The organism is Rhizobium sp. 0TCS1.26, from assembly GCF_050455525.1.
Classification (GTDB): Bacteria; Pseudomonadota; Alphaproteobacteria; order Rhizobiales; family Rhizobiaceae; genus Neorhizobium.
In genome coordinates, this window is sequence record NZ_JBCIYV010000006.1 from 107,055 (window position 1) to 129,327 (window position 22,273).

The following is a 22,273-nucleotide window of genomic DNA, read 5'->3' on the forward strand; positions in this document are numbered from 1 at the left end:
GCGCGGCTGAAGGGGCCGATGTCAGGCGCGCGGCTCGCCGTCGATCTCGGCCGGCGTGTTGCGGGTCGCCCAGAGCGAGCCGACGATGCCGGCGGCCAGGATGGCGAGCGTCACGCCGAGCGAAACCAGCGGCGGGATCTTGGCGAGCCCCAGCATGTCGGCGAGGAAGATCTTCGAGCCGATGAAGATCAGGACGACCGACAGGGCGTACTTGAGATAGGCGAAGCGATGGATAAGCGCCGCCAGCGCAAAATAGAGGGCGCGCAGGCCGAGGATGGCAAAGATGTTCGAGGTGTAGACGATGAACGGGTCGGTGGTGATGGCAAAGATTGCCGGAATCGAGTCCATCGCAAAGATGAGGTCGGCGAACTCGATGAGGATCAGCGCCAGCATCAGTGGCGTCAGGTAGGTCTTGAGCTTGCCGGTGGCGGGATCGGCCTGACGAACGAAGAACCTTTCGCCGTGCAGACGCTCGGTCACCGGCAGGCGCTTGCGCAGCACCTTGAGGATCGGGTTGTTTTCCACATCATAGGGCTCGCTGCTGGAGAACAGCATCTTGATGCCGGTGATGATGAGGAAGGCGGCAAACAGGTAGAGCATCCAGCCATAGTTCTCGACGACGGCTGCTCCGACCGCGATCATGATGCCGCGCAGCACGATCACGCCGAGGATGCCGTAGAGCAGCACCCGGTGCTGGTATTGGCGGGGGATTGAGAAATAGCCGAAGATCATCGCGATGACGAAGATGTTGTCCATCGCGAGGCTCTTCTCGATGACGAAGCCGGTCAGGTATTCAATGCCGGCCTGCTGCCCGAACTGGCTCCACACGAAGGCGGAGAACAGCACGCCGAGCGTCATGTAGAAGCCCGACATCAACAGGCTCTCCCGGATGCCGATCTCCTTGCTGTTCTTGTGAAGAACACCAAGGTCGAGCGCCAGGAGAGCCACGACGATTGCAATAAAGGTGAGCCACATCCACAGGGCAGCGCCCTGGACATCAAACCAGAGGAAATCCATGACATAATCCATGCCGGATCCAGTTGGCTGATGAAGCACCGACATCACGGGTCGATCCGGCAATACACGTCAGAGGGGCCCGGTGCTGGCGATCGAGATGGGAAATACCCGCAAGCCGTTCAAGAGCGTCGTGCCTGAAAAATGCAGCCGGCAGCTGATGATGTCGGTATTGGCGGGCAAGCCACGAAGAGGCCGCCTGTTCAGCCAGCCGATGTTGACAAGCCGGACCGTTCCCCCTAAAGACCCCCAATCGCCGGGCGGCAACGCCTAGCGTTTCAACGACATGTCCCGTGGTTGTCTCCGGACGCTCCGTGAGAAACCTGTCAGAAGCTCCTCAAGCGGGCGCTTCTTAGGAGGGCGTGTTTCCTTAAGCCGGTTTGGCAACAGACCGGCGTAAACCTGTGAAAGGAAATGCGATGAGCAAGCGCGCTGCATCCAAGTACAAAATCGATCGCCGCATGGGCGAAAACATCTGGGGTCGTCCGAAGTCCCCGGTCAACCGCCGCGAATACGGCCCGGGCCAGCACGGCCAGCGCCGCAAGGGCAAGCTTTCCGACTTCGGCGTGCAGCTGCGCGCCAAGCAGAAGCTGAAGGGCTACTACGGCGATATCCGCGAGAAGCAGTTCCGCGCCACCTACGACGAAGCCAACCGCCGCAAGGGCGACACCGGTGAAAACCTGATCGGCCTGCTCGAATCGCGCCTGGACGCCATCGTCTACCGCGCCAAGTTCGTGCCGACCGTCTGGGCTGCCCGTCAGTTCGTCAACCACGGCCACGTCACGGTCAACGGCGTCAAGGTCAACATCGGCTCGTACCGCTGCAAGGCTGGCGACGTGATCGAAGTTCGCCAGAAGTCCAAGCAGATGGTGACGGTTCTCGAATCGGTCTCGCTGGCTGAACGCGACGTTCCGGACTACATCGACGTCGACCACAACAAGATGGTCGCCACCTACGTTCGCGTTCCCACCCTGTCGGACGTTCCGTACGCCGTCATCATGGAACCGAACCTCGTCGTCGAATTCTATTCGCGCTAATATTCGGATCTGGCCCCGGCAACGGGGCCTCATCCTGCAGCAATGCTGGAAGAGCCGCCCGGTCAACGCCGAGGCGGCTTTTTTCATGGCCGCAGCCCAGTGTTTTAGAGAGGGCAGGCGAAACCGGAGGCCTAGGCCTCCGGCTTCTGTGAGATCAGATGTTGGCGGCCTTGCGGGCTTCCGGTGCCGCCTCAGTCTCCGCAGGTGCCGGCCCCGGCGTCTTGTCGAGCGGCTGCGACGTGGCAACCGGCGCCTCCTTCGGCCCTTCGCCCATCCGGTTCCAGGCATCCAGTCCGGCGATCTTGTAGGCTTCCGCCAGCGTCGGGTAGTTGAAGGTGTTCTCGACGAAATACTCAACGGTGCCTTTGAGGTTCAGGACCGCCTGGCCGATATGCACAAGCTCGGTTGCCCCTTCGCCGACGATGTGGACGCCGAGCAGCCGGCGCGTCTTCAAGGAGAAGATCATCTTCAGGAGGCCGGTGTCGAGCCCCATGATGTGGCCGCGCGAGGTCTCGCGGAAATGCGCAATGCCTGTCTCGTAGGGAATGCTGCGCTGGATGACCTCTTCTTCGGTCAGGCCGCAGGTGGAAATCTCCGGGACGGCGTAGATGCCGTAGGGGAAGAATTGCGGCGGCTCGCTGGCCGGTACGCCGACCGCATGTCTTGCCGCGATCCGTCCCTGTTCCATCGATGTCGAGGCAAGGCTCGGGAAGCCGATCACGTCACCGGCCGCATAGATGTGCGGCACGGCAGTCTGGAACGTCTCCGGATCGACCTTCAGCCGTCCGCGGCTGTCTGCCTCCAGCCCCGCCGCCGCAAGGTTCAGCGTGTCCGTCGCGCCGACCCGGCCGGCGGCAAACAGCACCATCTCGGCCTGCAGGATCCGGCCGCTCTTCAGTGTCACGCGGCATTTGCCGGCCTGTGCGTCGCGCTCGACTGTCTCGACCGTCTGGCCGAAGATCAGCTTCATGTTCCGGTCGCGCAACTGGTAGGCAAAATCCTCGACGATCTCCTTGTCGATGAAGTCGAGCATCGTTTCGCGCGGCTCGACCACGGTGACCTGTGTGTCCAGAGCGCTGAAGATCGTCGCATACTCGATGCCGATGACGCCGGCACCGACGACGACGAGCGAGCGGGGTACTTCCTTCATCTCCAGGAGTTCGTCGCTGTCGATGACGTAGCGGCCGTCGAAGGGGATGTGCGCCGGCCTGTAGGGCCGGGTTCCAACGGCCAGCAGCACCGACGCAGCTGTCACCCGCAGCGTCTCGCCGTCCGACTTGGCGATCTCCAGCGTGTTCGCATCGATGAACGTTGCGCGGCCGCGCACCTGCTGCACCCGGTTGCGGGCGAACTGGTGCTCCAGCACCTCGACCTCATGGTCAAGCGTGATTAGCAGGCGCCGGCGCAGGTCATCGGCGCTGATTTCCTGCTTCACCCGGTAGGAGCGGCCGTAGAAGCCGCGCTCGCGCCAGCCGGTGAGGTTGAGTGCCGTCTCGCGCAGCGTCTTCGACGGGATGGTGCCGGTATGAACCGAGACGCCGCCGACGCGGCGACCCTGCTCGACGACGAGAACCTTCTTCTCGAGCTTGGCCGCCTGGATGGCTGCGCGACGTCCGGCCGGCCCGCTGCCGATGACGATGAGATCATAAGTGTACATGAAGGTGCCTCGTCTGGGATGCGCTTCTATTGCAGCGCAACAACTGCTGTTGGTCAATCGTAACCATCAATCCTGACCAATTTCTCCACGCCGCCCGGAGTTCCCTAGAAACTTCTGCATTCAAGCCTGTGTGCAGATGCACAAAAGATTTGCACCAATCAAAGTGCCTAGATTTATGGCTTGACACGGACCGATTGTGACAGGAGGATGAACCAATATCGAATTGGTTCAGCAAATGGTCCAGCCGCAGACACCGCCCGACAATGCCAATTATGCGCTTGAGAAGCTGCGCGACCTGCTGCGCCGCGGCACGACCGGCGCCGACGGCAAGTTGCCAACCGAGCGGGCACTGTCCGAAATGCTTGGCATCGGTCGCCGGGCGGTGCGCCAGGCGCTCGAAGTGCTCGAGGCGGAAGGTGAAGTCTGGCGGCGTCAAGGGTCTGGAACGTTCCTCGGCCAGAACCCCGGCGCCCTCTCCAACGATGTCGGCGCCATCGTCGCCGGGACGGACTTCATGGAAATCATGGAGGTACGCCTGCGCATCGAGCCGCAGCTGGCACAGCTGGCGGCGTTGCGCGCCAAGCCTGCCGAGGTGACGCGCATGCACGAATTGGCGCAGAAGATCACCAAGAGCGATGACGCTGATGCGCGCGAGCTTTGGGACGGTGCGCTTCACCGGCAGATCGCCCAGAGCGCCCGCAACCAGCTGTTCCTCACCGTCTTCGACGTCATCAATCACGTCCGGCAGAACGAGGCCTGGCAGAAGATCCGCGAACGGGCGCGCTCCAACAACGGCGTGACGATTGCCTATGCGCAGCACGAGGACATCATTGATGCGATTGCCAAGCGCGATCCGGCGCGGGCCGGCGAGGCGATGCGCCAGCACCTGCTGATGCTGCAGGAACGGCTGATCCGCGAAACCTCGCTGGATCACGATCTGCCGCTGTCGGCAAGCGACGAGGCCCTCGCCTCATGAGAATTCGCCGGGCCGGCAGGCCCGGCAGAACGGGAAGCCGGAGGTCACAAGCCGGCACCAGGAATGCAATCGACCTATGGATCAGAGGAGAATGACCATGTCTCGTTTCCTGCGTCTCACCACGGCGCTCGCTTTCGGCGCCCTGTCGGCGCTTCCCGCCGCCGCTTCCGAACTGAAGATCGGCCTCAACGACGATGCCGACGTACTGGATCCGGCCCAGTCGCGCACCTTCGTCGGCCGCATCGTCTATACCGCGATGTGCGACAAGCTGGTCGACATCGATCAGAACATGAAGATCGTCCCGCAGCTTGCCACCGAGTGGGCCTGGTCCGAAGAGGGCAAGGTGCTGACCATGAAGATCCGTGACGGCGTCAAGTTCCATGACGGCGAACCGCTCGACGCGGCAGCCGTCGTCGCCACCATCGAACGCAATATGACCCTGCCGGAATCGCGCCGCAAGAGCGAGCTGGCATCGGTCGCCAAGGTCGAGGCGTCCGGCCCGCTGGAAGTCAAGTTCACCCTGAAGACCGCGGACGTGACGCTGCTTGCCCAGCTGTCGGACCGCGCCGGGATGATCGTCGCGCCGAAGGCTGCCAAGGAACTCGGCGCCAACTTCGGCTCCAAGCCGGTCTGCGCCGGCCCGTTCAAGTTCGTCGAGCGCATTCAGCAGGACCGTATCGTGCTGGAGAAGTTTGCCGACTACTGGGACAAGGACAAGATCCTCGTCGACAAGATCACCTACCTGCCGATCCCCGATACGACGGTCAAGCTCGCCAACCTGCGCTCCGGCGATCTCGATATCGCCGAGCGCATCTCGGCCTCCGACGCTGAATCGGTGAAGAACGACCCGAACCTCACCTATGCCGACATCATCGGCCCGGGCTACATGGCAATGTATGCGAATGTCGGAAACGGCGCGCGTGCCGACAATCCGCTCGGCAAGGACAAGCGCCTGCGCCAGGCCTTTTCGCTGGCGATCGACCGCGAGGCGATCGGCCAGATCGTCTTTGAAGGCACCTCGATGGCCGGCAACCAGCCGTTCCCGCCGTCGAGCCCTTGGTTCAACAAGAACCTGCCGGTGCCGGCGCGTGACATCGAAAAGGCCAAGCAGCTGATGAAGGAAGCGGGTTACGAAACCCTCGACATCGAGCTGCAGCACGCCAACAACACGACGCAGACTCAGATGATGCAGGTCATCCAGTCGATGGTCGCCGAAGCCGGCTTCAACGTCACGCTGAAGGCAACCGAGTTTGCCACGCTGCTGTCGGAACAGACGGCCGGCAACTACCAGCTGAGCCGTTCCGACTGGTCCGGGCGCATCGATCCGGACGGCAATCTCCACCAGTTCGTCACCTGCAAGGGCGGCATCAACGACGTGAAGTACTGCAACCCGGAAGTCGACAAGCTCCTCAACGAAGCCCGCACCTCGCCGGACGATGCGGTGCGCAAGGAGAAGTATGATGCGGCAACCGCGATCCTCAACGAGGACATGCCGATCATCTATCTCGGCCACCAGCCCTACGCCTACGCCATCTCCAAGAAGGTCGAGGGTTTTGCACCGTCGCCGGACGGCATGATGCGCCTGCTGGGCGTCAGCAAGAAGTAAGCTCCGAACAAGACCGTCGCGCGGGGACAACATTCCCGCGCGGCCACCTGAAATCCAAGAGGGCGATGTCATGCCTGTCTATATCGGCAAGCGGCTGCTGGTCGCGATCCCGACGCTGTTGATCATCTCGATCTTCGTGTTCTCGCTGCAGAAACTCCTGCCCGGCGATCCGGTGCTGGCCATGGCCGGCGAAGAGCGCGATCCGGCAACGATCGAGTTCCTGCGCGAGAAATACCACCTCAACGATCCGGTGATCGTTCAGTACTTCTCCTGGGTCGGCGGCATCCTGGTCGGCGATTTCGGCATCTCGCTGCGCACCAACCAGCCGGTGCTGGAGCTGATCGGCCAGAAGCTGCCGGTAACCATCCAGCTTGCCGTGATGTCGATGATCCTCGCTTTGGTGATCGGTATCCCGACGGGCATCCTGGCGGCCGTCTACAAGAACCGGGCGCTGGATTACATCGCCAACCTGGTGGCGCTGTCGGGTCTTTCGGTCCCCAACTTCTGGCTCGGGATCATGCTGATCCTGCTGGTTTCGGTGAACCTTGGCTGGCTGCCGGCCTCCGGCTACGAATCGATCTTCGTCGACCCCGTGCGCTCCATCAAGACCATGATCATGCCCGCCTTCGTGCTGTCGACGGCGCTCGCAGGACAGCTGATGCGGCACACCCGCTCGGCAATGCTCGGCGTCCTCAGCTCCGACTACATCCGCACCGCCCGTGCCAAAGGCCTGTCGCCGCGCGAGATCATCCTCAGCCACACCTTCCGCAACGCGCTGCTGCCGATCGTCACCCTGTCGGCTCTGCTGTTCGGCGAACTGCTGGCGGGCGCCGTGCTGACCGAGCAGATCTTCACCATTCCAGGCTTCGGCAAGCTGACCGTCGATGCCGTGTTCACCCGCGACTACGCCGTGGTGCAGGGCATCGTCATGTGCACCGCCATCGGCTTCATTCTCATGAACCTGATCGCCGACGTGCTCTACGTTCTCCTCAACCCGCGCCTGAGGGCAACCCTATGACGGTCATCGAACAGACGGCTCCCATTCCCCAGCCGCGCGAGAAGAGCCGCGCCTGGCGCAAGATGCGGGCAAACCGCGGCTCGATGGTCGGCATGGTCATCATCCTGTTCTTCGCCATCCTGGCGCTGGCAGCGCCGATCCTGCCCATCCCCGATCCGATAGCCACCAGCTGGGGCGCGATCCGCAAGGCACCGTCGGCCGCCCACTGGCTCGGCACCGACGATCTTGGCCGCGACATCCTCTCGCGGATGATCTGGGGCGCCCGCGCTTCGCTGATGGCGGGCGTCATCTCGGTTGCCATCGCCGTCGTCATCGGCGTGCCCTTCGGCATCCTGTCCGGCTATTTCGGCGGCTGGACCGACCAGATCATCCAGCGGGTGACCGAGGCGCTGCTCGCCATGCCGTTCCTGATCACCGCCATCGCGCTTGCCGCTTTCCTCGGCCCGAGCCTTACCAATGCGATGATCGCCATCGGGCTTTCCGCCATGCCGATCTTCGTGCGGCTGACCCGCGGCCAGGTGCTGGCGGTGAAGACCGAGGATTATGTCGAGGGCGCCCGTTCCGTCGGTCTCGGCCATGTCGACATCATGACCCGCTACATCCTCCCCAACGTCTTTGCGCCGATCATCGTCCAGGCGACGCTGACCGTCGCCACCGCCATCATCGCCGAGGCGAGCCTGTCCTTCCTCGGTCTCGGCCAGCAGGCGCCGGCACCGAGCTGGGGCTCGATGCTCAACATCGCCAAAAACTTCCTCAGCCAGGCGCCGTGGATGGCCATGTGGCCCGGCATCGCGATCTTCCTGGTGGTGATCGGCTTCAATCTTCTCGGCGACGGCCTGCGCGATGCGCTCGACCCGCGCGAACACTGATCTTGAAAAGGCATGACGCATGACTGATTTCACCACACGGCCGGAAATCCTCGGCACCTTCGGCGTGGTCACCTCGACCCACTGGATCGCCTCGGCCGTCGGCATGAGCATCCTGGAGAAGGGCGGCAACGCCTTCGACGCCGCTGTCGCAACGGGCTTCGTCCTGCAGATCGTCGAGCCGCACCTGTGCGGCCCGGGCGGCGACATGCCGGCAATCATCTACTCGAAGAAGACCGACAAGGTGGAGGTGATCTGCGCCCAGGGCCCGGCACCGGCGGGCGCCACCATCGAGCATTACACCGCCGAGGGCCTGAAGCTCATCCCCGGCGACGGCCTTCTGTCGACGGTCATTCCCGGCGCCTTCGACGGCTGGATGCTGATGCTGCGCGATTATGGCACGATGAGCGTCCGCGAGGTTCTGGAGCCGGCTATCTATTACGCCGAGCACGGCCATCCGGTGCTGCCGCGGGTCTCCGCAACCATCGCCGGGCTTGCCGATTTCTTCGCCAAGGAATGGCCGACGTCCCACGAGACATGGCTGCCGGGTGGCTCGGCTCCCGAGCCACACTCGAACTTCAGGAATCCGGTGCTCGCCGAGACCTGGAAGCGGATCATCGCCGAATCGGAGGCAAAGTCCGGGCGCGAGGAACAGGTGCAGGCTGCCCGCGATGCCTTCTACCGCGGCTTCGTCGCCGAGGCGATCGACACCTACCTGAAGACCGCCGAAGTGATGGATGCCAGCGGCATTCGCCACAAGGGCGTGCTGACCGCCGACGACATGGCCGGCTGGAGCGCTACGATTGAGGCGCCGCAGACCTTCGACTATCACGACTGGACGGTTGCCAAGACACCGGCCTGGGGGCAGGGACCGGTGCTGCTGCAGTCGCTGGCGCTGCTGAAGGGCTTTGACGTCGGAGCGATGGATCCGTCCGGACCGGACTTCGTCCACCATGTGGTGGAGGCGATGAAGCTCGCCTATGCCGACCGCGAGGTCTATTACGGCGATCCGGAATTCGGCCAGATCCCGACCCAGTCACTGCTGGCGGACAGCTACAATGACGAGCGGCGCAAGCTGATCGGCGCGGAAGCGTCGATGGAGCTGCGTCCCGGAACCGTGCCCGGCTACGAGCGCCAGCGCGACGCGACGATGGCGATGCTCGCCGAGTTCTCAGGCAAGGGCGCCGTCTACGAACCGACCATGTCGCACCTGACCGAGAAGAAGGGCGACACCGTTCATATCGACGTCATCGACCGCTGGGGAAACATGGTTTCGACGACGCCGTCGGGCGGCTGGCTGCAGTCCTCGCCGATCGTCCCGGGCCTCGGCTTTGCGCTGAATTCGCGGGCCCAGATGTTCTGGCTGAAAGACGGCCTGCCGACGTCGCTGGCGCCCGGAAAACGCCCGCGCACGACGCTGACGCCGTCGCTCGCCCTGCATCAGGGTCGCCCGACGCTCGCCTTCGGCACGCCGGGCGGCGACCAGCAGGATCAGTGGCAGCTGCCGTTCTTCCTGCGCTATGTCCATCACGGCAAGAACCTCCAGGCGTCGATCGATGCGCCGCTGTTCCACACGACGCATTTTCCCGGTTCCTTCTATCCGCGCACCTCGCAGCCCGGCCACATCATGGTCGAAGCCGGCTTTGGTGAGGCGACGATCGCCGAACTGCGCCGCCGCGGACACCAGGTGACGGTGGCCGACAACTGGACTGTGGGACGCCTGACGGCGGCCCGCCGCGATGCCGACGGACTGCTTCGGGCGGCGGCGACGCCGCGCCTGATGCAAGCCTATGCGGTGGGACGCTGAGCCATGACCTGGTCGATCGTCGCCCGTGACCCAGAGACCGGCCATTTCGGCATCGCCGTCGCCAGCCGCTTCTTCGCGGTCGGTGCCGCCGTACCCTATATGCGCGGCGGCATCGGTGCCGTGGCGACGCAGGCCTTCGTCAGCCCGCTCTACGGGACCGAGGGACTGGCGATGTTGGGCGAAGGCCGCAGCCCGCGGGAGATCATCGATCACCTGACCGGCCGCGACGACGGCGCGCAGCAGCGGCAGCTTCATCTGATCGATGCCGGCGGTCGCAATGCCGCCTTCACCGGCACAAAGTGCATCGACTGGGCGGGACATATCGTCGAGGACAATGTGTCCGTGGCCGGCAACATGCTGGCCGGGCCACAGGTGCTCGACCGGACGCTGGAGACCTACCGGCAGCATGCGTCGCTGCCGTTTGCCGACCGACTCCTGTCGGCCATGGATGCCGGCGAGGCGGCCGGCGGTGACAAGCGCGGCCGGCAGTCGGCGGCGCTCGTCATCTATCGCGATCAGGACCACGCCTGGCTGAACATCCGCGCCGACGATCATACCGATCCCCTGGCCGAACTGCGCCGCCTCTATGCCGTGGCGCAGGAGCGCTACCTGCACGTGGCCGAGACCATGCCGACCCGCGACAATCCGCACGGCATGATCGACCGAACCGAAATCGACAGAAAGATCGCCGGCTTGGAGGCCCAGCGGGCAGCCGAAGGCCGCCAGTCGGCATCTTTCGCCACGCCATGGACACCCACATGACAGTAGATATGACCCCGCAGCCCATCCTGTCCGTCCGCAACCTGACGACATCCTTCCGCACCGACAGCGGCTGGAAATCGGTGGTCCGCGACGTTTCCTTCGACGTGGCGGCCGGCGAGACGCTGGCGATCGTCGGCGAGAGCGGCTCAGGCAAGAGCGTCACTTCGCTGTCGATCATGCAACTGCTGGCCAAGAACGTCAGCCGCATCGAGGGGGAGGTGTTCCTCAACGGTCGCGACCTCCTGGCGCTGTCCGAAAAGGAGATGCGGGCGGTGCGCGGCAACGAGGTCTCGATGATCTTCCAGGAGCCGATGACCAGCCTCAATCCGATCTTCACCATCGGCCGGCAGATCTCCGAGGTGCTGACGCGGCACAAGGGCATGAACCAGGCGCAAGCTCGGGCAGAAACCATCCGCATGCTGGAAAAGGTGCGCATACCGAACGCCGGCACGCGCTTCGACGAATACCCGCACCAGTTCTCCGGCGGCATGCGCCAGCGCGTAATGATCGCCATGGCGCTCGCCTCGCGCCCGAAGCTGCTGATCGCCGATGAGCCGACCACGGCACTCGACGTGACGATCCAGGGCCAGATCCTCGACCTCATCAAGACGCTGCAGGAGGAGGAGGGCATGTCCGTCCTCTTCATCACCCACGACATGGGCGTCGTGGCCGAGATCGCCGACCGCACCGTGGTGATGTTCCGCGGCGATGCGGTGGAGACGGGTCCGACGGAAGAAATCTTCCACCGCGGCCGGCATCCCTATACGCGGGCGCTGCTGTCGGCCGTGCCGAAACTCGGCTCTATGGAAGGGCAGGCTCAGCCGCTGCGCTTCCCCGTCGTCGACACGGTGACCGGCGTCACCACCGAACCACAGCCGACAGTGACACGTCCCGGTCACCGCCAGCCGATTCTCGAGGTGAGGAACCTGGTGACCCGCTTCCCGGTGCGCTCCGGCCTGTTCTCGCGGCAGACCGGTGCCATTCATGCGGTGGAGAACGTTTCCTTCGATCTGCGCCAGGGCGAGACCCTGTCACTGGTCGGCGAAAGCGGCTGCGGCAAGTCGACCACAGGTCGCTCCATCATGCGGCTCATCGAGCCGACGGCCGGCGACATCCAGCTCGACGGCTACAAAGTCAACGGGCTCGGGACGCTGGAACTGCAGCGGATGCGCAAGAGCATACAGATGATCTTCCAGGATCCTTTCTCCAGCCTCAATCCGCGGATGTCCGTCGGCCAGGCCATCTCCGAGCCATTCCTCAAGCACCGTCTCGGAAACAAGGCGGAAGCAACTGAAAAGACGGCGTATCTGTTGAAGCGTGTCGGGCTGTCGCCGGATCTGATGCGGCGTTTCCCCCACGAATTTTCGGGCGGCCAGCGCCAGCGCATCGCCATCGCCAGGGCGCTGTCGCTCGATCCCAAGGTCATCGTCGCCGACGAAAGCGTCTCGGCGCTCGATGTGTCGATCAAGGCGCAGGTCTGCAACCTGCTGCTCGATCTGCAGGAGAGCCTCGATCTCGCCTTCCTGTTCATCAGCCACGATATGGCCGTCGTAGAGCGGGTCAGCCACCGGGTCGCCGTCATGTATCTGGGGGAAATCGTCGAGATCGGACCGCGCGCCGCCGTCTTCGGCAACCCGCAACATCCCTATACGAAAAAGCTGATGGCGGCGGTGCCGGTGCCGGATCCGGCGCGTCGCGGTATCCGTCGCGGCATTTCGGACGACGAGCTGAAGAGCCCGGTGCGGCCGGTCGGCTACGAGCCTCCGGTCCGCCAGTACCGCGAAGTGTCTGCGGGTCACATGGTGCAGGTCGGCTAGCAGAACTCGAAAGGCGGTCAGATCAGCCTGAGGCCCTTCAGGCTCGCATGGCCGTCCTTGCCGATGATGATGTGATCGTGGACGGTGATGCCGAGCGGCTTTGCCGTGTCGACGATGGTTCGCGTCATGTCGATATCGGCGCGCGACGGTGTCGGATCGCCACTCGGATGGTTATGGACGAGAATGAGCGCGGTCGCCGAAAGCTCCAGCGCCCGGCGCACCACTTCGCGGGGATAGACCGGCGTGTGATCGACGGTGCCGCGACCCTGCACCTCGTCGGCGATCAGCGCATTGCGCTTGTCGAGGAACAGGATGCGGAACTGCTCGCGCGCCTCGAAGGCCATCGCGGCGTGACAATAGTCGATCACCGCCGACCATGAGGCCAGCACCTGCTTGCCGCGCAGCTCGCTCTTCAGCACGCGCGGCCCGACGCTGGCGATCAGCTTCAGATCCAGTGCGACAGTGTCGCCCACCCCGCTCACCTCCTGCAGCAGTGCCGCCGGCGCCCCGAACACGCCGGCAAGATTGCCGAAGCGCTCGATCAGCGCCTTGGCGATCGGCTTGGTGTCGCGGCGCGGGATCAGCCGGAAGAGGATGAGTTCGAGGATTTCGTAATCGGCGAGCGCCGTGTCGCCATGCTCGCGGTAGCGGGCCCGCAGCCGCTCGCGGTGGCCATGATAGTGGGCGGCCTTGTCGTCGCTCTTGCCAAGCGACAGATCCCTCTTGGCCGGCGTGGCCTTCGCCGGCTGCTCGGAAAAATAGCCTCGCTCGTCCGGAAACAGCTCCATCCGGTCCTCCGGCTCGTCATCAGCGTCTGGCGTCGTGGACGGAGGAACCGGAGGAGATGACATCGATCACCCGTTGAGAGGAGGAAGGCCGGGGCGGTCGAGGCCGCCCGGAGACAGCGTGAAGATTTCGCAGCCGGTCGCCGTCACGCCGACGGCATGCTCGTACTGGGCTGACAGCGATCTGTCGCGGGTGACCGCCGTCCAGCCGTCGGCGAGTACCTTTACGTGCGGCTTGCCGAGATTGATCATCGGCTCGATGGTGAAGATCATCCCTTCGCGCAGTTCCGGACCTTCGTCGGCACGGCCGTAGTGCAGGATGTTCGGGCTGTCGTGGAACAGCCGCCCGACGCCATGTCCGCAGAAATCGCGCACGACCGAGCAGCGCTCTGCTTCCGCATAAGCCTGGATGGCCTCGCCAATGGCACCGGTGCGGGCGCCGGGCCGGACGGCTGCAATTCCGCGCAGCAGGCATTCGTAGGTGACTTCCATCAGCCGCTCGGCGGCCCGCTTGACCTGGCCGACCGGATACATGCGGCTGGAATCGCCGTGCCAGCCGCCGAGCAGGTAGGTGACGTCGATGTTGACGATGTCGCCTTCGCGCAGCGGCTTGTCATCCGGCATGCCGTGGCAGACAACATGGTTGATGGAGGTGCAGACGGAGTACTTGTAGCCGCGATAGTTGAGGGTGGCGGGAAGTGCCCCGTGGTCCATGCCGAACTCGAACACGAAGCGATCGATCGCACTCGTCAGAACGCCCGGCTGGACGATCGCCGCAAGCTCGTCGAGGCAGCGGGAGGTCAGCTGGCAGGCAGCGCGCATGCCGGCAAAATCCTCCTGGGTGTAGAGCCGAATGGCTCCCGTGTTCTTTTTCGGCGCAGTCGCAGCCTCGATATAGGTCACCATGATATCACACTTCTGTCTTGTCTCTCGTCGGTTTTAACCAGCGGGTCCGCGTTCGTCTATCGGGATCGGCCGGCTCGCCGAAATTCCCTCCGGCGTCACGCGGCAGGCGATGGCATAGGCCTCGACGCCCCGGCTGCGCGCCCGCTCGAAAGCCCGGCCGTAGGCGGGATCGAGTTCCGAACAGATAGACAGACGGTCGCAGTCGTCGCGCTGCACCACGTAGAGCATCGCCGCACGGGAACCGGCCTCCACCATGTCGCCCAACTCCTCGAGATGCTTGGCGCCGCGCGTGGTGATGGAATCGGGAAACTCAGCAAGCCTGGGCGTGCGGGTGAAATGCACGTTCTTGACCTCTATATAGGCAGGCGGCCGGGCCGGATCGAGAAGCAGCATGTCGATCCGCGAATTGCGTCCGTAGCGCTGCTCGCGCTTCAGCTCGGCATAGCCCAGAAGCTCGCTCACCATCCCCATCCTCAGCGCCTCCTCGGCCAGCCGGTTGGGCATGCCGGTGTTGATCCCGACGAGCGTGCCGTCTGCCTCGACCATCTCGAACATGTGGCGATATTTGCGTGTCGGACTGTCGTGCTGCGACAGCCAGATCCGCGACCCCGGCGTCGTCAGCCCGCGCATCGAACCGGTGTTGGGACAGGAGCCGGTAATCGCCGTCCCGTCGTCGAGGATGGCGTCGAACAGGAAGCGCTTGTAGCGGCTGACGAGCCGTGCCGGCACCAAAGGCTGATCAAACTGCATGGCTGTCTCTGCGTCCGATCAGCTGCGGACCATGACATAGGTCCCGGGCGCATCGCAGAGCGGCGTCAGGGCCGTGCCGCCGGGCTGGCGCGCCGCCACCCGCTTGTCGCTCTGTCTTTCCATCCAGGCCTGCCAGTGCGGCCACCAGGAGCCGGGCGTTTCCGTCGCCGCAGCCAGCCAGTCGTCGAACGAACCGGCAATCTTGTCGCTGGTCCAGTACTGATACTTGTTCCTCTCCGGCGGATTGACGACGCCGGCGATATGCCCGGAACCGCTGAGCACGAAGGTCGGGTCGCTGCCGAAATGCTGGCTGCCGAGAAACACCGACCGCGCCGGCGCGATATGGTCCTCGCGCGTCGCCAGGCTGTAGATCGGGATCGTTACGTCCGTCAGCGAAACCGTCTTGCCGAACAGCTGCATCTCGTCCTGCGACAGCTTGTTCTGCAGGTAGCAGTTGCGCAGGTAGAAAGCGTGGTTCGCCGCCGTCATTCGGGTGGAATCCGAGTTCCAGTACAGCAGGTCGAAGGCCATCGGCTCCTGTCCCTTCAGATAGTTGGTCACCACGTAAGGCCAGATCAGCTCGGATGCCCGCAGCATGTTGAAGGCGCTCGCCATCTTCGAGCCGGCGAGATAGCCGGTCATGCTCATCTGCCGCTCGATCGCGGCGATCTGCTCCTCGTCGACGAACACCTTCAGATCGCCCGCATGGACGAAATCCACCTGCGTGGTGAAAAAGGTGGCGGAGCGGATGCGTCGGTTGCGGCTCTTGGCATGATAGGCGAGGGCGGCAGCAAGTAGCGTGCCGCCGACGCAGTAGCCGATGGCGTTGACCTGCTTTTCGCCAGTCGCCGTCTCGATCGTCTGCAGCGCGAAATCGATGCCGTCGCGCACATATTCTTCCCAAGCCATCGTCGCATGGCTTTCGTCCGGATTGACCCAGGACACGACGAATACCGTGTGGCCCTGGTCGACGCACCACTTGATGAAGCTCTTCTGCGGCCCAAGGTCGAGAATGTAGTATTTGTTGATCCATGGCGGGACGATCAGCAGCGGCCGCTTGAAGACCGTCTCGGTCGACGGCTGGTACTGGATGATCTCGCAGAGCGGGTTGCGCGCCACCACCTTGCCGGGGGTCACGGCGATATTGGTGCCGAGCTGGAAGTTCCGGGCATCCGTCTGCCGCAGCCGCAGTTCGCCGCCGCCGGCCGCGACATCTTCGGCCAGCTTCTGCATGCCGGCGACGAGGTTGGCGCCGTTGGTGGCCACCATCTGCCGGTAGACCTCCGGATTGGTCAGCGCGAAATTGGCCGGCGACAGCGCTGCCGTCATCTGCTTCACGTAGAAGGCCGCCTTGTGGCGCGTATGCTCGTCGAGCCCGCCGGAGCGCTCGACCAGCTTTTCGGCCCAGGTGGCGGTGACCAGGTAGACCTGCCGCATCAGCGCGAAGAACGGGTTGCTGCGCCAGTCCTCGTCGGCGAATCGCTTGTCCTTCGGCAGGCTGTCCGGCTCGCCTACCACCTGCTCACCCGACAGCCGGCTGAGCGTGTTCATCCAGATGCCCATGTAGGAGGACATCAGCAGCGATTGCGCCTCCAGCGTTCGCTGCGGCTCGGTCATCCAGTACTCGATGACCTTGGAGAGGGTCTTGACCATGTCGGTGAGCGGATCGACCACGTCGACGACTTCGCCGCGCTCGCGCGGGCCGAGCCATTCCGTCGCCGCCTTGCCGAGGTTTTCCGCCGCCCGCGCGATGTTCATCGCCAGCGTCTGCGGGTCCTTGACGAGGTAGGCTTCGAAAGCCGCCGGATCGAATCCGGTGAACTCGTCACCGGCACGGCTCGACTGGTCCTTGCCGCCCATGTAGGTTCCGCTCCCGGTTGCCGGAGACGCTCCGGTCCATGCTTGTTTTGGTTTTTACATTGTGCCCGAAAACGAATACAAGTTCCAGCGATAGCCGCCCGGAGGGGCGCATTCGGTAGCAGGGGTAGGTTGTGAAAATGGTTGATCGGACGTCCCGTTCGGTGCGTGGGCTCGTGGTTGTCGGCATCCTTGCGGCCGCCTCCCAGCTTGGCGCCTGCTCGAGCTCCACGTTCGCGCTCGATGACGGGATCCCCAACACGGCCCCGCCTGCGATCGTCGTCGGTTCGCGCGCGGCACCCCGGCCTATGGCTCTGACCAAGCAGAACAGCGGCACCTATCCGACATTCGGCAAGCCGATGACCGCCGCCAACACGCAGATCGAGGATGCCGAGGCGACCACCAGCGAGGCGCAGCTCTCCGCGCTTGCATCGGCGCGCGCCTCGGGTGCGGTGACCGAAGCCGAGTACGAGCGTCGTGTTGCCGAACTGCGGCGCCTGGCCGCCGAGCACGCTGCCGACGCCGAGAAGCAGATCGCCAATTAAGGCTTGCGTCAAAGCAGATTTGGCCGCAAATCAACTGCCGTGCCGCGCTCTGCGAGATGGGTCCGCGGCCTTGCGTTCAATGCCCTGAAGAGGTTCGCGATGGAAGAGTTCCATAAGGTCCGCAGACTGCCGCCCTACGTTTTCGAACAGGTCAACCGTTTGAAGGCAAGCGCGCGAGCCGGCGGCGCGGACATCATCGACCTCGGCATGGGCAATCCCGATCTTCCGACGCCGAAGGCCATCGTCGACAAGCTGTGCGAAGTGGTCCAGGATCCACGCACCCACCGCTATTCCTCGTCGAAGGGCATTCCCGGGCTGCGTCGCGCGCAGGCGGCCTATTACGCACGGCGCTTTGGCGTGAAGCTCAATCCGGAAACGCAGATCGTCGCGACGCTCGGTTCCAAGGAGGGGTTTGCCAACATGGCGCAGGCGATCACCGCGCCGGGCGACGTGATCCTGTGCCCCAACCCGACCTATCCCATCCACGCCTTCGGCTTCCTGATGGCCGGTGGCGTGATCCGCTCCATGCAGGTCGAGCCGGACGACAGCTTCTTTGCGCCGCTGGAGCGCGCTGTGAAGCATTCGATCCCCAAGCCGCTGGCGCTGATCATCAACTATCCGTCCAACCCGACGGCGCATGTCGCCTCGCTGGACTTCTACACGCAGGTCGTGGAGTTCGCCAAGAAGCACGAGATCATCGTGCTGTCGGACCTTGCCTATTCGGAGATCTACTTCGACGACAACAATCCGCCGCCATCGGTGCTGCAGGTGCCCGGCGCCATGGATGTCGCGGTCGAGTTCACCTCCATGTCGAAGACCTTCTCCATGCCCGGCTGGCGCATCGGCTTTGCGGTCGGCAACGAGCGGCTGATCGCCGCCCTGACGCGGGTCAAATCCTACCTCGACTACGGTGCCTTCACGCCGATCCAGGTGGCCGCGACCCATGCGCTGAACGGTGACGGGTCGGATATCGCCGAGGTCCGCAACGTCTACAAGCGGCGTCGCGACGTGATGGTCGACAGCTTCGCCAAGGCCGGCTTCGACGTGCCGCCGCCGGCCGCGACGATGTTCGCCTGGGCCAAGATCCCGGAAAAGTTCCGCCATCTCGGCTCGCTGGAATTCTCCAAGCTGCTGGTCGAGAAGGCCGACGTCGCGGTTGCGCCGGGGATCGGCTTCGGCGAGATGGGCGACGACTACGTGCGTCTGGCACTGGTCGAGAACGAGCACCGCATCCGCCAGGCGGCGCGCAACATCAAGAAGTTCCTGTCGACGGCGGACGAGACGATGCACAACGTCATCTCGCTGAACGCCCACCGCTGAACCTTCCAGCTTTCGTGCCCACCTTCGATGGGCGGCCTCCGGCGCCGCCCGCATCATCTCGATCAGGATAGTATCTATGGCAGACGCCCTCAAAATCGGTCTTGCGGGTCTGGGAACCGTTGGCGCGTCGCTGGCGCGTATTCTGCAGATGCGGGCAAGCGAACTGGCAATCACCTGCGGCCGGCCGATCGAGATCACCGCCGTCAGCGCCCGCGACCGGACACGCGACCGCGGCATCGATCTTTCGACGGCGGAATGGTTCGAGACGCCGGAAGCCATGGCCGAGCGCGGCGACATCGACGTGCTTGTCGAGCTGATCGGCGGCGCGGAGGGTGCGGCCGACCGGTCGGTGCGGGCAGCGCTTGCCCGCGGCCTGCACGTCGTCACCGCCAACAAAGCGCTGCTTGCCCGCCACGGGGTGGAGTTTGCCCGGCTTGCCGAACAGAAGGGCGTCCTTCTCAACTTCGAGGCGGCCGTCGCCGGCGGCATTCCGGTGATCAAGGCGCTGCGGGAATCGCTGACGGGCAACACCGTCAGCCGCATCTACGGCATCATGAACGGCACCTGCAATTACATCCTGACGCGCATGGAGAAGGAGGGGCTGACCTTCGAGGCCTGCCTGAAGGAGGCCCAGCGGCTGGGCTATGCGGAAGCCGATCCGACCTTCGACATCGAGGGCAACGACACGGCGCACAAGCTGGCGATCCTGACGACGCTCGCCTTCGGCACGCAGATTGCCGCTGACGAGATCTATCTAGAGGGCATATCCAACATCTCGATCGACGACATCCATGCCGCTGCCGATCTCGGCTACCGGATCAAGCTGCTCGGCGTCGCGCAGAGAACCGACAGCGGCATCGAGCAGCGCGTCCATCCGACCATGGTGCCGCATGACTCGGTCATCGCCCAGGTCGATGGCGTCACCAACGCCGTGGCGATCGAGTCCGACATCCTCGGCGAGCTGCTGATGGTCGGTCCGGGTGCCGGCGGCAATGCCACGGCGTCCGCCGTGCTCGGCGATATCGCCGACATTGCCAAGAGCCGTCCCGGCGAACAGCGGGTGCCGGTACTTGGTACGCCGGCAGCGTCGCTGTCGCCGTACCGCAAGGCGCAGATCCAGAGCCATGAGGGCGGCTATTTCATCCGCCTGACCGTGCTCGACCGCGCTGGCGTGTTTGCCAATGTCGCGACCCAGATGGCGCAGAACGGCATCTCGCTGGAATCCATCGTCCAGCGGGCAAACGGCGCCGCGGCGAGCGAGGCAAAGACCATCATCCTCGTCACCCATGCGACGACAGAGGATTCGATCCGCAAGGCCGTCTCCGGCATCAAGGGCGAGAACTATCTTGCCAGCGAGCCCCAGGTGATCCGCATCGAGCGCCCCAAGGCCTTCTGAGCCTCCAGCCCTCACTCCGGCGCTTGCCCCCGACCGTACGCTCCAGGGCTCGCGCATCGTCACGGCTGTGGACGGGCGGACGCCCGAGACGCTTCCATCGGCTTGCGAAAGGCTCTAGAAGCGGTGCATGCCGCCCGCCATCAGACAAGAGCCCCATGACAGAACCGGTTGACCCCGTCTCCCGCGCCTTTCTCGGCGTCGAGAACTCCACCAGTGGCCAGCGGTGGGTGTCGAGGCTCGATCAGGCGGCGCAGAATCGAGCCCTGGCGATGACGCAGGTGCACGGCCTGCCGGAGCTGATCTCGCGGGTTCTTGCAGGGCGCGGGGTTGCCGTCGACGATGCGCCAGCCTTCCTGGACCCGACCATCCGTTCGCTGATGCCGGATCCGCATACCCTGATCGATTGCGACAAGGCCGCAGCTCGGCTCGCGGAGGCAATCGGCAAGCGCCAGCGGGTGGCGATCTTTGGCGATTACGACGTCGACGGTGCCGCGTCCTCCGCACTGATGTCGCGCTTTCTGACGCATTTCGAGGTGCAGTCGGAGATCTATATTCCCGACCGCATCTTCGAGGGCTATGGCCCCAACCCGAATGCCATCCGCCAGCTGATTGCCGGCGGCGCGCAACTGATCGTCACCGTAGACTGCGGATCGACGAGTCACGAGGCGCTGCAGGCGGCGGCGGTGGAAAACTGCGACGTTGTAGTCATCGACCACCACCAGATGGGGCACGAGCTGCCGCCATCGGTGGCGCTCGTCAACCCGAACCGTCAGGACGATCTGTCGGGGCAGGGGCATCTGTGTGCCGCCGGCGTCGTGTTCATGGTGCTGGTGGCGACCGCCAGGCTGCTGCGCGAGCAGGGCGACCCGCGGGCGCGCACGCTCGATCTTCTCGGCTGGCTGGACCTTGTGGCGCTGGCCACCGTCTGCGACGTGGTGCCGCTGAAGGGTCTCAACCGGGCCTATGTGGTCAAGGGCCTGATGACCGCCCGGCACATGGGCAATGCCGGGCTTGCCGCGCTGTTTCGCAAGGCCGGGCTTGGCGGCCCGGTGACGCCGTATCATCTGGGATTTCTCGTCGGCCCTCGCATCAATGCCGGCGGCCGAATCGGTGATGCAGCGCTTGGCAGCCGGCTTCTGACGCTCGACGATCCGACCGAGGCGGACGTCATCGCCGAGCGGCTGGATGAGCTCAACCGCGAACGGCAGGCGATGGAGGCGGCGATGCTCGCCGAAGCCGAGGCCGAGGTCATCGCCGAATACGGCGATGGCGAGAACGCCTCGGTGATCATCACCGCCCGCGACAACTGGCATCCCGGCATCGTCGGCCTGCTGGCAGCGCGGCTGAAGGAAAAGTTCAAGCGGCCGGCCTTTGCCATCGCCTTCGATTCGTCGGGCCGCGGCACCGGCTCCGGCCGCTCGATCCCCGGCTTTGATCTCGGCCGTATGGTGCGTGCCGGCGTCGAGGAGGGGCTGCTGGTCAAGGGCGGCGGCCATGCGATGGCGGCGGGCCTGACGGTCGAGCGCGCCAATCTCGGCCGGCTGCGCGCCAGCTTCGAAGCTTTGGCCGAAACCGTCGTGCCGGGGCTCGTCGGCAACCACGTGCTGAAGATCGACGGTGCACTGTCGGCATCCGGCGCAACGATCGCACTCATCGACCTCCTGGAACAGGCAGGGCCGTATGGATCGGGCCACAGCCAGCCGATCTTCGCAGTGCCGTCCCACCGGATTGTCGATTCGCGGTTGATCGGGACCGCGCATGTGAAGGCAACGCTGCAATCGATGGATGGCACGCGGCTGGAGGCGATCGCCTTCCGCGCCGCCGATACACCGCTCGGCCAGATGCTGCTGTCGTCGCGCGGCAGCCAGGTGCACGTCGCGGGCTGTCTGAGCGCCGATCACTGGCAGGGCAGCCGCCGCGTGCAACTGCGGATTCTGGATGCTGCTCGGGCGTTGTAAGCCGCTGCCGGGGCGGAATCGCAGGGTATGCGACGCACGGATGCGCTGCAGGCAAACGCCCGTGGCGGACTGCTTCGGTCAGAGCAATCCGCGGTCGCGCGATCATGTAAGGGGAGAGGGTGGCACGCCCTAGGGGAGTCGAACCCCTCTTCCCAGAATGAAAATCTGGTGTCCTAACCGATAGACGAAGGGCGCG

The 22,273-nt window shown here is 64.5% G+C and carries 19 protein-coding genes and 1 tRNA gene; 13 read left to right on the top strand and 7 right to left on the bottom strand.

Annotated elements, in window-relative coordinates:
• Nucleotides 1–21: 21 nt before the first annotated feature.
• The gene (locus AAIH46_RS21280) at nucleotides 22–1,017 is read right to left on the bottom strand and encodes a TerC family protein (protein WP_430308089.1); all 996 of its coding nucleotides are present in this window, start codon (nucleotides 1,015–1,017) and stop codon (nucleotides 22–24) included.
• 82 nt (nucleotides 1,018–1,099) lie between these two features.
• Between AAIH46_RS21280 and AAIH46_RS21285 the strand changes: the two genes are divergently transcribed.
• Nucleotides 1,100–1,288, top strand: coding sequence for a hypothetical protein (locus AAIH46_RS21285; RefSeq protein ID WP_430308067.1), 189 nt, complete (start codon nucleotides 1,100–1,102; stop codon nucleotides 1,286–1,288).
• A 145-nt stretch (nucleotides 1,289–1,433) separates the two neighbouring features.
• Entirely contained in the window at nucleotides 1,434–2,051 is a 618-nt protein-coding gene (gene rpsD / locus AAIH46_RS21290) for a 30S ribosomal protein S4 (protein WP_430308068.1), read from the top strand.
• 154 nt (nucleotides 2,052–2,205) lie between these two features.
• On the opposite strand, the gene sthA is transcribed toward rpsD, so the two are convergent.
• Nucleotides 2,206–3,708 carry a Si-specific NAD(P)(+) transhydrogenase gene (gene sthA, locus AAIH46_RS21295; RefSeq protein WP_430308070.1) on the bottom strand — a complete coding sequence of 501 codons (1,503 nt, stop codon included), beginning with the start codon at nucleotides 3,706–3,708 and terminating at the stop codon, nucleotides 2,206–2,208.
• A gap of 235 nt (nucleotides 3,709–3,943) precedes the next feature.
• Here sthA and AAIH46_RS21300 point away from each other — a divergent pair, with 235 nt between their 5' ends.
• The 7 genes from AAIH46_RS21300 to AAIH46_RS21330 all read left to right on the top strand — a co-directional run bounded on the left by AAIH46_RS21300 (nucleotide 3,944) and on the right by AAIH46_RS21330 (nucleotide 12,560).
• Nucleotides 3,944–4,684 carry a FadR/GntR family transcriptional regulator gene (locus tag AAIH46_RS21300; RefSeq protein ID WP_430308071.1) on the top strand — a complete coding sequence of 247 codons (741 nt, stop codon included), beginning with the start codon at nucleotides 3,944–3,946 and terminating at the stop codon, nucleotides 4,682–4,684.
• A 97-nt stretch (nucleotides 4,685–4,781) separates the two neighbouring features.
• A complete protein-coding gene (locus tag AAIH46_RS21305) occupies nucleotides 4,782–6,290 on the top strand; it encodes an ABC transporter substrate-binding protein (RefSeq protein ID WP_430308072.1) in 1,509 nt (502 codons plus the stop codon).
• A 70-nt stretch (nucleotides 6,291–6,360) separates the two neighbouring features.
• Complete coding sequence (locus AAIH46_RS21310) at nucleotides 6,361–7,308, top strand: ABC transporter permease (RefSeq protein WP_430308073.1); 948 nt, start codon at nucleotides 6,361–6,363, stop codon at nucleotides 7,306–7,308.
• A complete protein-coding gene (locus AAIH46_RS21315) occupies nucleotides 7,305–8,177 on the top strand; it encodes an ABC transporter permease (protein ID WP_430308074.1) in 873 nt (290 codons plus the stop codon). The genes AAIH46_RS21310 and AAIH46_RS21315 overlap by 4 nt, the downstream gene beginning before the upstream one ends.
• 19 nt (nucleotides 8,178–8,196) lie before the next feature.
• A complete protein-coding gene (locus AAIH46_RS21320; RefSeq protein ID WP_430308075.1) occupies nucleotides 8,197–9,981 on the top strand; it encodes a gamma-glutamyltransferase family protein in 1,785 nt (594 codons plus the stop codon).
• A gap of 3 nt (nucleotides 9,982–9,984) precedes the next feature.
• Entirely contained in the window at nucleotides 9,985–10,743 is a 759-nt protein-coding gene (locus AAIH46_RS21325) for a DUF1028 domain-containing protein (protein ID WP_430308076.1), read from the top strand.
• Nucleotides 10,744–10,751: 8 nt separating this feature from the next.
• Nucleotides 10,752–12,560 carry an ABC transporter ATP-binding protein gene (locus AAIH46_RS21330; protein ID WP_430308090.1) on the top strand — a complete coding sequence of 603 codons (1,809 nt, stop codon included), beginning with the start codon at nucleotides 10,752–10,754 and terminating at the stop codon, nucleotides 12,558–12,560.
• A 17-nt stretch (nucleotides 12,561–12,577) separates the two neighbouring features.
• Here the strand turns inward: AAIH46_RS21330 and radC are convergent, their stop codons facing one another.
• From radC to AAIH46_RS21350, 4 genes are all read right to left on the bottom strand, one after another.
• Nucleotides 12,578–13,348, bottom strand: a complete 771-nt coding sequence (gene radC, locus AAIH46_RS21335) for a RadC family protein (RefSeq protein ID WP_430308077.1) — start codon at nucleotides 13,346–13,348, stop codon at nucleotides 12,578–12,580.
• 66 nt (nucleotides 13,349–13,414) lie between these two features.
• The gene (gene map / locus AAIH46_RS21340; RefSeq protein ID WP_430308078.1) at nucleotides 13,415–14,251 is read right to left on the bottom strand and encodes a type I methionyl aminopeptidase; all 837 of its coding nucleotides are present in this window, start codon (nucleotides 14,249–14,251) and stop codon (nucleotides 13,415–13,417) included.
• A gap of 33 nt (nucleotides 14,252–14,284) precedes the next feature.
• Nucleotides 14,285–15,001 carry a DNA/RNA nuclease SfsA gene (gene sfsA / locus AAIH46_RS21345; protein WP_430308079.1) on the bottom strand — a complete coding sequence of 239 codons (717 nt, stop codon included), beginning with the start codon at nucleotides 14,999–15,001 and terminating at the stop codon, nucleotides 14,285–14,287.
• A gap of 18 nt (nucleotides 15,002–15,019) precedes the next feature.
• Nucleotides 15,020–16,861 (bottom strand): PHA/PHB synthase family protein, encoded by a 1,842-nt coding sequence (locus AAIH46_RS21350; protein ID WP_430308080.1) that lies wholly within the window; start codon nucleotides 16,859–16,861, stop codon nucleotides 15,020–15,022.
• A 137-nt stretch (nucleotides 16,862–16,998) separates the two neighbouring features.
• Between AAIH46_RS21350 and AAIH46_RS21355 the strand changes: the two genes are divergently transcribed.
• The 4 genes from AAIH46_RS21355 to recJ all read left to right on the top strand — a co-directional run bounded on the left by AAIH46_RS21355 (nucleotide 16,999) and on the right by recJ (nucleotide 22,077).
• A complete protein-coding gene (locus AAIH46_RS21355) occupies nucleotides 16,999–17,403 on the top strand; it encodes an SHOCT domain-containing protein (protein WP_430308081.1) in 405 nt (134 codons plus the stop codon).
• Nucleotides 17,404–17,502: 99 nt separating this feature from the next.
• Complete coding sequence (locus AAIH46_RS21360) at nucleotides 17,503–18,723, top strand: LL-diaminopimelate aminotransferase (protein ID WP_430308082.1); 1,221 nt, start codon at nucleotides 17,503–17,505, stop codon at nucleotides 18,721–18,723.
• A gap of 76 nt (nucleotides 18,724–18,799) precedes the next feature.
• Nucleotides 18,800–20,119: a homoserine dehydrogenase gene (locus AAIH46_RS21365; protein WP_430308083.1), complete on the top strand. Its 1,320-nt coding sequence runs from the start codon at nucleotides 18,800–18,802 to the stop codon at nucleotides 20,117–20,119.
• 155 nt (nucleotides 20,120–20,274) lie between these two features.
• Nucleotides 20,275–22,077: a single-stranded-DNA-specific exonuclease RecJ gene (recJ, locus tag AAIH46_RS21370; protein WP_430308084.1), complete on the top strand. Its 1,803-nt coding sequence runs from the start codon at nucleotides 20,275–20,277 to the stop codon at nucleotides 22,075–22,077.
• A 120-nt stretch (nucleotides 22,078–22,197) separates the two neighbouring features.
• On the opposite strand, the gene AAIH46_RS21375 is transcribed toward recJ, so the two are convergent.
• A tRNA-Glu gene (locus tag AAIH46_RS21375) sits at nucleotides 22,198–22,272 on the bottom strand.
• Nucleotide 22,273 lies beyond the last annotated feature (1 nt).

Excerpts from the sequence above, each read along its gene's own strand:
- map (WP_430308078.1), bottom strand. The coding sequence starts at position 14,251 with ATGGTGACCTATATCGAGGCTGCGACTGCGCCGAAAAAGAACACGGGA.
- AAIH46_RS21325 (WP_430308076.1), top strand. The coding sequence starts at position 9,985 with ATGACCTGGTCGATCGTCGCCCGTGACCCAGAGACCGGCCATTTCGGC.
- AAIH46_RS21355 (WP_430308081.1), top strand. The coding sequence starts at position 16,999 with ATGGTTGATCGGACGTCCCGTTCGGTGCGTGGGCTCGTGGTTGTCGGC.
- sfsA (WP_430308079.1), bottom strand. The coding sequence starts at position 15,001 with ATGCAGTTTGATCAGCCTTTGGTGCCGGCACGGCTCGTCAGCCGCTAC.
- AAIH46_RS21320 (WP_430308075.1), top strand. The coding sequence starts at position 8,197 with ATGACTGATTTCACCACACGGCCGGAAATCCTCGGCACCTTCGGCGTG.
- radC (WP_430308077.1), bottom strand. The coding sequence starts at position 13,348 with ATGGAGCTGTTTCCGGACGAGCGAGGCTATTTTTCCGAGCAGCCGGCG.
- AAIH46_RS21365 (WP_430308083.1), top strand. The coding sequence starts at position 18,800 with ATGGCAGACGCCCTCAAAATCGGTCTTGCGGGTCTGGGAACCGTTGGC.
- AAIH46_RS21330 (WP_430308090.1), top strand. The coding sequence starts at position 10,752 with ATGACCCCGCAGCCCATCCTGTCCGTCCGCAACCTGACGACATCCTTC.
- AAIH46_RS21360 (WP_430308082.1), top strand. The coding sequence starts at position 17,503 with ATGGAAGAGTTCCATAAGGTCCGCAGACTGCCGCCCTACGTTTTCGAA.
- AAIH46_RS21350 (WP_430308080.1), bottom strand. The coding sequence starts at position 16,861 with ATGGGCGGCAAGGACCAGTCGAGCCGTGCCGGTGACGAGTTCACCGGA.
- AAIH46_RS21310 (WP_430308073.1), top strand. The coding sequence starts at position 6,361 with ATGCCTGTCTATATCGGCAAGCGGCTGCTGGTCGCGATCCCGACGCTG.
- AAIH46_RS21300 (WP_430308071.1), top strand. The coding sequence starts at position 3,944 with ATGGTCCAGCCGCAGACACCGCCCGACAATGCCAATTATGCGCTTGAG.
- AAIH46_RS21305 (WP_430308072.1), top strand. The coding sequence starts at position 4,782 with ATGTCTCGTTTCCTGCGTCTCACCACGGCGCTCGCTTTCGGCGCCCTG.
- sthA (WP_430308070.1), bottom strand. The coding sequence starts at position 3,708 with ATGTACACTTATGATCTCATCGTCATCGGCAGCGGGCCGGCCGGACGT.
- AAIH46_RS21280 (WP_430308089.1), bottom strand. The coding sequence starts at position 1,017 with ATGGATTTCCTCTGGTTTGATGTCCAGGGCGCTGCCCTGTGGATGTGG.
- recJ (WP_430308084.1), top strand. The coding sequence starts at position 20,275 with ATGACAGAACCGGTTGACCCCGTCTCCCGCGCCTTTCTCGGCGTCGAG.
- rpsD (WP_430308068.1), top strand. The coding sequence starts at position 1,434 with ATGAGCAAGCGCGCTGCATCCAAGTACAAAATCGATCGCCGCATGGGC.
- AAIH46_RS21315 (WP_430308074.1), top strand. The coding sequence starts at position 7,305 with ATGACGGTCATCGAACAGACGGCTCCCATTCCCCAGCCGCGCGAGAAG.